The 14415-nt window shown below is 37.3% G+C and carries 8 protein-coding genes; all 8 read right to left on the minus strand.

The window, feature by feature from the left end; translation table 11 throughout:
• On the minus strand, nt 1–3168 hold a 3168-nt coding region (locus ACIQ2S_RS05710), incomplete at its 3' end, for a hypothetical protein (RefSeq protein WP_396173774.1).
• A 259-nt stretch (nt 3169–3427) separates the two neighbouring features.
• Nucleotides 3428–3793, minus strand: coding sequence for a hypothetical protein (locus tag ACIQ2S_RS05715; protein WP_396173776.1), 366 nt, complete (start codon nt 3791–3793; stop codon nt 3428–3430).
• Between the two features lie 289 nt (nt 3794–4082).
• Nucleotides 4083–4394 (minus strand): DUF3467 domain-containing protein, encoded by a 312-nt coding sequence (locus ACIQ2S_RS05720; RefSeq protein ID WP_396173778.1) that lies wholly within the window; start codon nt 4392–4394, stop codon nt 4083–4085.
• 3 nt (nt 4395–4397) lie between these two features.
• A complete protein-coding gene (gene rpoC / locus ACIQ2S_RS05725; protein WP_396173781.1) occupies nt 4398–8705 on the minus strand; it encodes a DNA-directed RNA polymerase subunit beta' in 4308 nt (1435 codons plus the stop codon).
• Nucleotides 8706–8789: 84 nt separating this feature from the next.
• A complete protein-coding gene (gene rpoB, locus ACIQ2S_RS05730) occupies nt 8790–12602 on the minus strand; it encodes a DNA-directed RNA polymerase subunit beta (RefSeq protein ID WP_396173783.1) in 3813 nt (1270 codons plus the stop codon).
• A gap of 268 nt (nt 12603–12870) precedes the next feature.
• Entirely contained in the window at nt 12871–13239 is a 369-nt protein-coding gene (gene rplL / locus ACIQ2S_RS05735) for a 50S ribosomal protein L7/L12 (protein ID WP_396173785.1), read from the minus strand.
• A gap of 52 nt (nt 13240–13291) precedes the next feature.
• Complete coding sequence (gene rplJ, locus ACIQ2S_RS05740; protein ID WP_396173787.1) at nt 13292–13789, minus strand: 50S ribosomal protein L10; 498 nt, start codon at nt 13787–13789, stop codon at nt 13292–13294.
• Between the two features lie 22 nt (nt 13790–13811).
• A partial coding sequence (gene rplA / locus ACIQ2S_RS05745; RefSeq protein WP_396173789.1) for a 50S ribosomal protein L1 occupies nt 13812–14415 on the minus strand: 604 nt, incomplete at its 5' end.

Raw genomic sequence — 14415 nt, forward strand, 5'->3', positions numbered from 1 at the left:
AGCAATAGAAGTAACTTCTTCGTTATCTTTTGCTAATTTTAACCACATGATGTGTTTTTCATCTCCGTTCTCAGTTTGAATTTCATTGGATTCTGCATCTGCATGAACTTCATTAGCGGGTCTGAAAGATGTACCATTGAACACTTCTCGCATATTGTTCGTAAAACGTAGACTTGTTTCACCAATTCTTGCTTGCACTATAAAGGCCTGCCCTACATTAATACGTGTAGCAGCTATATCATCACCAGGGCCTACTGCATTACTCCAAATATTACCTGCCCAAGTATAATAGGCCGAACCAGCTGCACCATTAGTTTTTCTCCACACCCACAACGTCGGATCAATCTGACTGCTATTTTCATTAATAAACCTAGAAATACTGATAGCCGATGGATAAGGGTTTGCAATAAAATTATTGTTCTTACCAGAACCTTGGTTAATCATCGTAACATTTACAATTCCAGTGTTTGGCACCCCTTTAAATTCGCCTTGCCATACCGTTGGTGTGATCGGGTGATTGTTTGGCATGCGAATTAAATAACCTCTACCTTGCTGAAAATCAGTATCAAGACCGTTACTGTAAGGGTTGTTTTCTATGTAATTGTTTGTAAGCGTATTAAATCTGTAAAAACGACTACCCCAAGTAAGTGGTGAAAAACTTGCTAAACTTTGATTTTCAACCGGAGACCCCCAGCCAACGTAGTCCAAACGCATTAAAGGTTGCGTGTTACGACGAACTGTAATCTCACCTGAAACGTTAGGACTCAAAGTTCTTTGAACAAAATTACCATTGCTTGCAACAATCATATTTGCCGAAGTACCCAAGTTTATAAAATCTCCATCTAAAATGACCGAACCATTAGGTGAAATTGTAAGTGTAAACCCGGGGTTTATAACCAAATCTTTTGCAGTAAAATTGCCGTTAGGTGTTGTACTATAATTACCATTGATTACCGCAATTCTTGTAGAACTTGGTAATCCATTAGACCATGAAGAACCATTCCATATTGTGGTTAACTCAGACGTTTTAACTTTGATTATATTAGAAGCGAGTGTGTTACCTTGTCTAACCGCTTTTACAGAATACTGGTACTCGGTAAAATCAACTAAACCCGTTACATTAAAGGTTGTAACGTTGCCTACATTCAAATCGTTATAATTTGGTGTTGTAACCGGAACCAAGGTTTTAGATTTTATAGCTACGTTGTCAAGAAAAAACTCGTTAGCCGATCCATCATCTTTTTGAAACCTAAATATAACATTGGATAAGTTTTGAAATAATGTCAAATCCACAGTAAAATTTTGAATCACATTCATTGGAAGACTATTTTCATTAAAAGATTCTATCGGAAACCAAGTAACTCCTGAATTAGTTGAATATGATAATATGATAATATTCTCATCGAAATTAGGATCTAAATCTGTTTGCCTTAAATCAAATGAAATTTCAGTTGGATTACTGACAGCTGGAGTCCTAAGATTCTCATTAATCGCGTTAAACAAAACTCTACCACTACTGCCAGTTGCACCAGTTGCTGACCATCCAACCGGCGGGAAAGAAAGAAACTCTTGCAAACTTTGATTGATAACTTGTCGCTCTACTAGTAAGAGGTATGAAAGTGCATTGGGGATTGGTTGCCAATTAGCAATAAACGAACTCGATGTAATGCCTGTTGCTGCTGTAGCTACCGGAGGTGTTATTACAACAGTACCTCGCACATTAATAGTTGCTGTTTGAGGAAAGGAGGCTGAGGTTAGGGTTATTCCTGGTGTAAACGTTAACGTTCCAAAATAATCCGGATTCATTCGGATGTATATTGGATGCAAGGCATTAGAAGTCAAAGTAAGCGTTGTAGACGCACCGAAAGTAACATTATCTGCTGAAACTTGAATATGGGGCACATTTGCAACCACCGAAACATTTGCAGGGTAACCCGCTGTAGGAGCCAAACCATAAACGCTAACCGATCGAGCTGCTGAAGCAGTATTGTACACCAAATTATCAAAAACAACAGTAGCTACTGCATTTGTAGCTAATAAGGGTGGTGAAAGCGGATCAGGAGCCACCACACCATCAAAATTAAAATCAGTAACATCAATAGTTCTAGTAGCAGTATCAGCAAGCCATCCATAAAGTCTAAAGGTAACTGCTGCAGTACTTTCAGGTTGTGCACTCAAATCAACAAAATATTTAGTTGCCTGGCCAACTGCAAAACCACTAAAATTAGAACCAATAGGGGCAGCAAAACCATCCAAACTTGAACGCAATTGAATATTTCCATTTAAAGTAATATTACTAATCTTCAAACTTAAAACAAGTTGTTTAAAATCAATCTTAAACCCTGGATTTGGTGTTATTACCCATTCGAAATAATCACCTGTAAGGTCAGCTAGAGCTTGACTACCTTGTTCAAAACGGCTCACATTATACTGGTCAGTTGAAGTATTATGATCGGTACCAGGTCCATTGGTAATACCACTTACACTAATCGACTCATTTACAACTTGACCGGTTGTATATTGTGTACCACTATTGGCAACTTTAGTCACAGGACCTGTAATGGGATTATAGAAAATTCCGGGAACAAAACCATTAAAAGTAAAGTCATTTACAGTAAATGTATTTGCCGCAATTACGGCAGGACCCGCAGCATACAGTCGAAATGAAATCGGAGCTGTGACGTTGTCAAACTGAGGACTTGAAAGATCTAATGTACGCAGGCCAATACCATTGAACGGACCCTCTATTGGCTGAAACACGCCAGGTACAGCCACGTCTGAATACCACTGCATTGAATTTAGATTTCCACTACTTCTGTTTAGGTTTACAACTAAATTTTGAAAGTTAATAGCTTTCCCAGGTGCTGGTGTAAAGTTCCATTCAAAATAAGCGTCATCTAATATTGCATCAGCAATAGTGGCATTATTCCAACCACTAGCAGTGTAAACATTCGCAGCAGCAACAGGAACTATTCCCGCTCCTCTACCAATACCTGATACTGTTAAATTTGAATCAAAAACACTTCCTGCCACGAAAGGATTCGCAGCACTAGGATTCGGATCTGTGATAGGATTGGTGTACAACACCTGCCCAAAAGCCGGTGCAGCCAGTAGCATGACCAATGCTACGAAACCAAATTTGTACGTAAAAGATAATAATTTTTTCATATGTAATAAATTTAAGGCTAGTTAATGTTGGGGTACTATTTTGATTATCAAGCAATTTACCGACAAATATATGGATTTATTTTTTAAATAGAATATTTTTGTGGGTTAAATGTAGGTTTTTTTTAAGTAAAAATAATAGGTTATTAGTGGTTAAAATGGGTTATGATTGCTAATTGGTTATCTATATTGTTCCCTTAAATAAACAAATCGCTCTTTACTGAAGAACGATTTATGAATGGAACCTATAATTAGTAAAATGTTATTCAGATACAAAAATAAACCAACCCAAATTAAGGTCGTTGTACATTAAATTAATTTCATCAGGACGGCTTGACTTATTGAAAATTAACTGAGTGCCGTCGTTGATAAGTAAGACATAACGACCACCTTCTGTTATTTCTTCTAGCACATCTGATTTATCATACGTGTGCAATTCGTTTGAAAACTCAAAAGAAATTAAACCTTCTGAAACGTGCAATGGTTCTTGAGTGTGTACACCAGCAAAGTTACCTTTGGCCCAGCCCGGAACATTTAGCTGTTGTTCAACACCTAGGTCTACACCTTCAGAACTGCAACTAAAGGCAAAAAAAGAAAGAATGACAACCAATGTAATTTTTTTAATCATGATATGAGACATTATAAACGGAACTTTTATTTGGGAACCGTGCTAATTTTGATTAAAACTACTATTAAATTCTACTAAACTATTATTTTTTCGATAACTAACCCAAAAAATCGATAAAGTACCAGTTAAGTGTTGTTTATCGTTAAAAAATGCATGTTTTACCCGCGTTTTCCAACGTAAATGTATAGTCAATCATCAAGAAGCGATTTATAATTGTATCAATTGGAGCGGTGAACAAAAAAAACTCCCCAATTGCTTGAGGAGTCACTGATTATATTACCAATTTGTTCTATGCTTGACCTGTTGGACCAAAATTCAAAGGAATTTGTGGTTGGTCGGATTCTTTGATTTCGCCATGGGCTTTTTCAAAACGTTGAATATTCTCGGCAATAGCAGCTAACAATCGTTTAGCATGTTGCGGCGTCAAAATTATTCTCGATTTCACTTTCGCTTTTGGCACACCAGGCATCAATGTGACAAAATCCAACACAAACTCTGAATGTGAATGATTGATAATTGCCAAGTTGGAATAAATCCCTTCCGCAATTTTCTCATCCAATTCAATATTTATTTGTCCCGGTTGTTGATTGTTTTCACTCATACCTTAATAATTATATTCTTCTTTTGCAGCCATTAATTCATTATAGTCTTCTTTCGAACCGACAATAATGTTATCATAAGCTCGCATACCGGTTCCGGCAGGAATTCTGTGACCCACAATTACATTTTCTTTCAAGCCTTCTAACATATCTACTTTACCTGCCACAGCAGCTTCGTTTAATACTTTAGTAGTTTCTTGGAAAGATGCTGCAGAAATAAACGATTTCGTTTGAAGCGAAGCTCTTGTGATACCTTGAAGTACAGGAGTTGCCGTAGCAGTGATTACATCACGAGCCACCACCAAATTCTTGTCTTCACGTTTCAATAATGAGTTTTCATCTCTTAACTCTCTTGGAGTAATCATCTGACCTGCTTTTAATACTTGCGAATCGCCGGCATCTTCTACTACTTTCATACCGAACAACTTGTCGTTTTCGACGATGAAATCTTTCGTATGTACCAATTGCTCTTCTAAGAACAAGGTATCTCCCGGATCTTCTACACGTACTTTACGCATCATTTGACGAATCACTACTTCAAAGTGCTTGTCGTTGATTTTTACCCCTTGCAAACGGTACACCTCTTGAATTTCGTTCACCAAATACTGTTGAACAGCAGACGGGCCTTGAATTCTAAGAATATCTTCCGGAGTGATTGCTCCATCAGACAATGGTAAACCTGCTTTGATAAAGTCATTTTCCTGAACTAAGATTTGGTTGGAAAGTTTTACTAAATACTTTTTAACCTCACCAAATTTCGATTCAATGATAATCTCACGGTTTCCACGTTTGATTTTTCCAAAAGTCACTACCCCATCAATTTCAGAAACTACAGCCGGATTCGAAGGATTACGAGCCTCTAACAACTCGGTAATTCTTGGAAGACCTCCAGTGATATCTCCTGCTTTGGAAGAACGTCTTGGAATTTTTACTAAAATCTTACCTGCTTTAATTTTCTCACCGTCGTCAACCATTAAGTGAGCTCCAACAGGTAGGTTATAACTACGAATCAATTCACCATCTTTACCGTAAATCAATAAAGTTGGAATCAATTTTTTGTTTCTTCCTTCAGAGATTACTTTTTCCTGGAATCCGGTTTGCTCATCGATTTCAACTTGGAACGATTGTCCTTGTTCTAAATCTTCGTAAGCAATTTTCCCGGTAAACTCAGAAATAATAACTCCATTATACGGGTCCCATTTACAAATAACGGTTCCTTTATCCACAACATCACCATCTTTTACAAAAATAGTCGAACCATAAGGGATGTTATGCGTATTTAAAACAATACCTGTATTCTCATCAACCAATTTCAATTCCGTTGAACGAGAGATTACGATGTCTGCTTTTGCTCCTTCGGCATCTTCACTTTTCACTGTTTTAAGATCTTCTATTTCTAAACGACCTCGGAAACGAGTCACTATGCTTGATTCCTCGGAAATTCCACCTGCAACCCCACCTACGTGGAACGTACGAAGTGTTAACTGCGTTCCCGGTTCACCAATAGACTGAGCAGCAACTACTCCTACTGCTTCCCCACGTTGAATCATTCGTCCGGTAGCTAGGTTACGACCGTAACATTTGGCACAAATTCCTTTTTCGGCTTCACAGCTTAATGGGGAACGCACTTCTACTCGTTCTAATGGCGATGCTTCGATTTCTTTTACGATTGCTTCTGTAATCTGAACGCCACCTTTCACTAATACTTCAAGATTTAGTGGATTAATTACGTCTTGCAACGCCACACGTCCTAAAATACGTTCTCCTAAAGACTCAACAATTTCTTCATTCTTTTTAAGAGCAGATACTTCTACTCCTCTCAGGGTACCACAATCTTCGCTATTTACGATAACATCTTGCGATACATCATGCAAACGACGGGTTAAGTAACCTGCATCTGCCGTTTTCAAAGCTGTATCGGCAAGACCTTTACGAGCACCGTGTGTAGAGATAAAGTATTCTAAAATCGATAAACCTTCTTTAAAGTTCGAAAGAATCGGGTTTTCAATAATTTCACCACCACCTGCAGTTGATTTTTTAGGCTTAGCCATTAAACCACGCATACCGGTTAACTGACGAATTTGTTCTTTTGAACCCCTTGCTCCCGAATCAAGCATCATGTACACTGAGTTAAACCCTTGTTGGTCTTCTCTAATGTTTTTCATGGCTAATTCTGTCAACATAGCATTTGTAGAAGTCCAAACATCAATTACTTGGTTGTAACGTTCGTTATTGGTAATAAGACCCATATTATAATTCACAGTAATACCTTCTACTTGCTCATTTGCATCAGCAATCAATTCATTCTTTTGTTGCGGCACTTTAATATCACCTAAACTGAACGACAAACCACCTTTGAAAGCGAATTTGTAACCCATATCCTTAATATTATCAAGGAATGCAGCAGTTGTTGGCACATTGGTAGCCGATAAAATATCACCAATAATATCACGAAGTGATTTTTTGGTCAATACTTCATTAATATATCCTGCAGCTTCAGGTACTACTTCGTTGAAAAGTACTCTACCGGCTGTAGTTTGAATAATTTTATACACTAATTCACCATTCTCATTAAAGTCTTTGGCTCTAATTTTAACGCGTGCATTCAATTCTAATCTACCTTCGTTCAAAGCAATATTTACTTCTTCAGCAGAATAGAAGGTCAAGCCTTCTCCTAAAATTGGATGCTCCGGTGTTGACAAACGCTCTTTGGTCATGTAATACAGACCTAAAACCATGTCTTGAGAAGGTACCGTGATTGGTGCACCATTGGCAGGGTTCAAGATATTGTGTGAAGCCAACATTAACAATTGGGCTTCCAAAATAGCCTCAGGCCCCAATGGTAAGTGAACCGCCATCTGATCACCATCAAAATCCGCATTAAATGCCGTACAAACTAATGGGTGCAATTGGATTGCTTTTCCTTCAATTAATTTTGGCTGGAATGCTTGAATACCTAAACGGTGTAAGGTTGGAGCACGATTTAATAATACCGGATGTCCTTTGATTACATTTTCAAGGATGTCCCATACTACAGGCTCTTTTTTATCGATGATTTTCTTAGCCGACTTCACTGTTTTTACAATTCCTCTTTCGATTAACTTACGAATCACGAAAGGTTTGTACAATTCAGCAGCCATATCTTTTGGAATACCACATTCAAACATTTTCAATTCCGGTCCAACGACAATTACTGAACGGGCAGAATAATCCACACGTTTTCCTAACAAGTTTTGACGGAAACGACCTTGTTTTCCTTTTAAGGAGTCCGAAAGTGATTTTAATGGTCTGTTTGATTCTGTTTTTACAGCAGATGCTTTACGTGTGTTGTCAAATAATGAATCCACCGCTTCTTGCAACATACGTTTTTCGTTTCTCAAGATTACTTCCGGAGCTTTAATCTCCATTAATCTTTTCAAACGGTTGTTACGGATGATTACACGACGGTATAAATCATTCAAATCGGAAGTCGCAAAACGACCACCATCCAAAGGCACTAACGGACGTAATTCAGGCGGAATCACCGGAATCACTTTTAAAATCATCCATTCCGGACGATTTTCTCTGTTCAAGTTTGCCTCTCTGAACGATTCTACTACTTGCAAACGTTTTAACGCTTCTGTTTTTCTTTGTTTAGATGTTTCGTTATTCGCAGCGTGACGCAAATCGTACGACAATTCGTCAAGATTTGTACGAGCTAATAAATCCATGATACATTCCGCTCCCATTTTAGCGATAAACTTATTTGGGTCGTTTTCATCTAAATATTGATTCTCCATCGGAAGTGTATCTAAAATAGTCAAATACTCTTCTTCTGTAAGGAAATCTAATCTTTTTAAGGCTTCGCCTTCCGCATTTTGAGCAATACCTGCTTGAATTACTACGTAACGTTCGTAGTAAATAATCATATCTAATTTCTTAGAAGGTAAGCCTAAAATATAACCGATTTTGTTAGGTAACGAACGGAAATACCAAATATGAGCAATAGGCACAACTAAATTGATGTGTCCTACTCTATCTCTACGTACTTTCTTTTCGGTTACTTCCACACCACAACGGTCACAAACAATACCTTTGTAACGGATACGTTTGTATTTTCCACAAGCACATTCGTAATCCTTTACGGGTCCGAAGATACGCTCGCAGAAAAGTCCGTCACGTTCCGGTTTGTGGGTTCTGTAGTTGATAGTTTCCGGTTTCAAAACTTCACCTCTTGACTCTGCCAACATCGATTCCGGAGAAGCCAAGCCAATGGAAATTTTATTAAACCTTTTAACTGGATTTTTATCTTTATTATTTCTATTATTCATCATAGTCAATAAATTTTGTTGTTTTTGTTTCAAGTTTTAAGTTTCAGGTTGCAATACACTTGAAACCTGAAACTTGAAACAATACTATTATTCCTCTAAACGGATGTCTAAACCAAGACCTTTCAATTCGTGCATTAATACATTGAATGATTCTGGTAATCCCGGTTCCGGCATTGGCTCACCCTTAACGATAGCTTCGTAAGTTTTTGCTCTTCCGATTACGTCATCCGATTTAACCGTCAATATTTCACGTAGTGTACTAGATGCTCCATACGCTTCAAGTGCCCAAACCTCCATCTCTCCAAAACGCTGACCACCAAACTGTGCTTTACCACCCAATGGTTGTTGTGTAATTAGTGAGTAAGGACCGATGGAACGTGCGTGCATTTTATCATCAACCATATGACCTAATTTCAACATATAGATAACACCAACTGTTGCAGCTTGATGGAAACGTTCACCGGTACCACCATCATACAAATAGGTATGACCAAATTGTGGAATGCCTGCTTCGTCTGTTAATTCATTAATTTGATCTAAAGTTGCACCATCAAAAATTGGTGTAGCAAACTTTCTACCTAATTTTTGACCTGCCCAACCTAATACCGTTTCATAAATCTGACCGATGTTCATACGCGATGGTACCCCAAGTGGATTCAATACTATATCTACAGGTGTTCCGTCTTCAAGGAATGGCATATCTTCTTCACGTACAATACGTGCAACAATACCCTTATTTCCATGACGACCCGCCATTTTATCACCCACTTTCAGTTTACGTTTCTTAGCAATATAAACTTTAGCTAATTTTAAAATACCTGCAGGTAACTCATCTCCAACGGTAATGGTAAACTTCTCACGACGTAAAGCTCCTTGAAGGTCATTCAATTTGATTTTATAGTTGTGAATTAAGTCGTTTACAATTTCATTCGAATCATCGTCGGCTACCCACTGTCCTTTTGTTAAATGTGCAAAATCTTCAACAGCGTTCAACATTTTCTGAGTGTATTTTTTACCTTTTGGTAAAACTTCTTCCCCTAAATCGTTCATCACCCCTTGAGAGGTTTTACCATTGACAACATCAAACAATTTATCAACTAATTTATCTTTCAATTCTTGGAATTTTACTTCAAATTCCATTTCAAGAGAAGTTAAATCGTCTTTATCTTTGGTACGTTTGCGTTTATCTTTTACCGCTCTCGCGAATAATTTTTTGTTCAATACCACACCATGTAAGGATGGAGAAGCTTTCAATGAAGCATCTTTTACATCACCTGCTTTGTCACCAAAGATGGCACGTAATAATTTCTCCTCCGGTGTTGGATCAGATTCTCCCTTGGGAGTGATTTTTCCAATTAAAATATCACCCGGTTTTACATCTGCACCAATACGAATCATACCGTTTTCATCCAAATCTTTTGTTGCTTCTTCCGAAACGTTTGGAATGTCATTGGTTAATTCTTCATTCCCTAATTTCGTGTCACGCACTTCTAGAGAATATTCGTCAATATGTAAAGAGGTGAAAATATCATCGCGAACAACTTTTTCAGAGATAACAATTGCATCTTCAAAATTGTATCCTTTCCAAGGCATGAACGCAACTTTCATATTTCTACCAATAGCTAATTCTCCATTTTGGGTAGCGTATCCTTCACAAAGAACTTGTCCTTTCACAACTCTGTTTCCTTTTCTTACGATAGGTTTCAAGTTGATACAAGTACTTTGATTCGTTTTTTGGAATTTAGTCAAGTTATAAGTCTTCTCATCAGGTTCAAAACTTACCATTCGCTCACGTTCGGTACGATCGTATTTGATAGTAATTTTGTTGGCATCCACATATTCAACCACACCATCACCTTCCGAGTTAATCAATACTCTTGAATCAGAAGCTACTTGACGTTCCAAACCTGTTCCAACAATAGGAGCATCCGGACGTAACAAAGGAACTGCCTGACGCATCATGTTTGATCCCATCAACGCACGGTTCGCATCATCATGTTCCAAGAAAGGAATTAATGAAGCCGAAATCGAAGCAATTTGATTTGGTGCAACGTCTGTATAATGAACCGTTGAAGGATCTACAACCGGGAAGTCACCTTCCTCACGTGCAATAACTTTATCAGCAGTAATTTTACCGTCGGCTGTCATTTCAATGTTAGCCTGAGCAATTAATTTACCTTCTTCTTCTTCCGCACTTAAATAAACAGGAGTTGAAATTAAATCCACTTTTCCGTTTTCTACTTTACGGTAAGGCGTTTCGATGAAGCCCATTCCGTTTACTTTAGCATAAACCCCCAATGAAGAAATCAAACCAATGTTTGGTCCCTCAGGTGTTTCAATCGGACATAAACGTCCGTAATGCGTGTAGTGAACGTCACGTACCTCAAATCCGGCTCTTTCACGTGAAAGTCCACCAGGTCCAAGTGCCGACAATCTTCGTTTGTGAGTCAATTCAGCCAATGGATTTGTTTGATCCATAAACTGTGATAACTGGTTCGTTCCGAAGAATGAATTAATAACCGATGATAATGTTTTCGCGTTGATTAAATCGATTGGCGTAAACACTTCATTATCTCTCACGTTCATACGCTCACGGATGGTTCGGGCCATACGAGCCAAGCCAACACCGAATTGTGCAGAAAGTTGTTCACCTACTGTGCGTACACGACGATTGGATAAGTGGTCAATATCATCAATCTCTGCTTTAGAGTTGATTAATTCAATTAAATATTTTACAATAGTAATGATATCCTCTTTGGTCAAGACTTGCTTTTCCATTGGAATATCCAAACCAAGTTTTTTGTTCATTCTGTAACGACCTACTTCACCTAAGTTATAACGTTGGTCTGAGAAGAACAATTTATCTATAATACCACGAGCGGTTTCCTCATCAGGCGGTTCTGCATTACGCAACTGACGGTAAATGTGCTCAACAGCTTCTTTTTCAGAGTTGGTTGGATCTTTTTGCAACGTATTATGGATAATCGCATAATCTGCTTGATTATTATCCTCTTTGTGCAACAAGATCGTTTTTACATTCGAATCGATGATTTCTTCTACATTATCTTTATCAATAATGGTATCACGATCTAATATAATTTCATTACGTTCAATAGATACTACTTCACCGGTATCTTCATCAACAAAATCTTCGTGCCAAGTGTTTAACACACGTGCGGCTAATTTTCTTCCTACATATTTTTTAAGACCGGTTTTAGAAACTTTAATTTCTTCGGCCAGGTCAAAAATTTCAAGGATATCTTTATCTCTTTCGAAACCGATAGCTCTGAATAAAGTAGTAACAGGTAACTTTTTCTTTCTATCGATATACGCATACATGACGTTATTGATATCAGTAGCAAATTCAATCCATGATCCTTTGAAAGGAATGACACGGGCAGAATATAATTTTGTTCCATTTGCATGGAAGGATTGTCCAAAGAAAACACCAGGTGAACGGTGCAACTGAGATACCACAACTCGCTCTGCACCATTGATTACAAAGGTACCGCTTGGAGTCATGTAGGGAATAGTTCCTAAATACACATCTTGAACAATGGTTTCAAAATCTTCGTGTTCAGGATCGGTACAGTACAATTTTAGACGGGCTTTTAACGGCACACTGTAGGTTAAACCACGCTCGATACATTCCTGAATGGAGTAACGCGGCGGATCAACAAAATAGTCTAAAAATTCAAGTACGAAATTGTTTCTTGTATCTGTAATTGGAAAATTTTCCATGAAGGTGTTATAAAGACCTTCGTTGCCTCTTTCATCGGTTTTTGTTTCCAATTGGAAAAAATCCTTAAAAGATTTAATCTGAATATCCAAAAAATCAGGATATTGAGGTATATTTTTGGTTGAGGCAAAATTCAATCGTTCAGTCTGATTTGTTATCATCTATGGACAAAATTTTGATTAAAAAAAGTAATTATTTTTTTGTGTAAAACACTGTTTAACTAATACTTTCTTTTTGTAATCAATACATCTTTAAAAATTGTTTCAGCGTACACTGTATTAATTTTTTTTCTTCGTAGTGATCAAAAATAATAGGGTATTTTAAACTATTTGATAATAAAATAGAATATAATTTTATTATACGAAAAATGGTTTAGGTCGTTGGAGATTAATCCAAGACCTAAACCTAGTCCTTAAAACCTAAGTAAGCTTATTTAAGCTCAACTACAGCTCCGGCTTCTTCTAAAGATTTTTTAAGACCTTCAGCCTCATCTTTAGTCACACCCTCTTTAATATTTGAAGGAGCAGCATCTACTAAATCTTTAGCTTCTTTAAGACCTAAACCTGTTAGTTCTTTTACAGCTTTAACAACTGCTAATTTAGAGGCACCAGCTTCTTTCAATACCACTGTGAATTCAGTTTGTTCTTCAGCAGCAACAGCGTCACCACCACCAGAAACTACAACTGCAGCTGCAGCTGGTTCAATACCATATTCATCTTTTAAAATTGTAGCTAATTCATTAACTTCTTTTACTGTTAAGTTAACTAATTGCTCTGCGAATTGTTTCAAATCTGCCATTTTTTCTATCGTTTAAAATGATTTGTAATATAATTTATAATGTACGTTTGTATTATTCAGCTCCCGCTTCGTCTTTGAATTGGTTCTTAAGAGCAGAAATAACTCTTTGAGCTGGGGATTGCAATAATCCGATGATTTCTCCAATAACCTCATCTTTTGTTTTAAGAGAAGCCAATGAATCAAGTAAGTTATCTCCAATGTAGATTTCCTCGTTGATGTAAGCTCCTTTTAATAAAGGCTTATCAGATTTTTTGCGGAATTCTTTCATAATCTTCGCAGGGGCATTAGCCGAATCTGAAAGAAAGATGGAAGTATTTCCTTTTAAAACTGAAGATAAGTCACCAAAGTTGCTAGTTGATGCGTTCATCGCCTTTTCAAGCAATGTGTTTTTAACAACTTCTAATTTAATACCTGCTTTGTAACAAGCTCTTCTTAAATTGGAAGTAGTTTCAGCATTTAATCCTGAAATGTCTGCTAAATACACAACATTTACACCAGCTAACCGTGCAGTTAAATCTTCAATCGCGATTGATTTTTCTTCTCTAGTCATACTAAAAATTTTTAACTACCAATTAAACTGCTTTAGGATCTAAAGCAATTGCAGGACTCATAGTACTTGACAAGTGAATAGACTTGATATAAGTACCTTTAGCCGCAGTTGGTTTTAATTTGATTAATGTTTGAATAATTTCGTGTGCGTTATCTACAATTTTGTCAGCCTCGAAAGAAATTCTTCCAATACCTGCGTGAACGATACCTGTTTTGTCTACTTTAAAGTCAATTTTACCGGATTTAACTTCGATAACAGCTTTAGCAACATCCATAGTTACAGTTCCCGTTTTGGGGTTTGGCATCAAACCTCTAGGTCCTAATATACGACCTAATGGACCTAATTTACCCATAACAGCAGGCATAGTGATGATTACATCAACATCTGTCCAACCGTCTTTAATTTTTTGTAAATAATCGTCTAAACCTACATAGTCTGCACCTGCAGCTTTAGCTTCCGCTTCTTTATCTGGAGTTACAAGAGCTAACACTCTCATATCTTTTCCTGTCCCGTGAGGCAATGTTACCACTCCTCTAACCATTTGATTTGCTTTTCTTGGATCTACTCCTAAACGAACTGCAATGTCAACCGACTCATCAAATTTAGCAGTAGCAACATCTTTAAGC

The organism is Flavobacterium sp. (genome assembly GCF_044371705.1).
Classification (GTDB): domain Bacteria; phylum Bacteroidota; class Bacteroidia; order Flavobacteriales; family Flavobacteriaceae; genus Flavobacterium.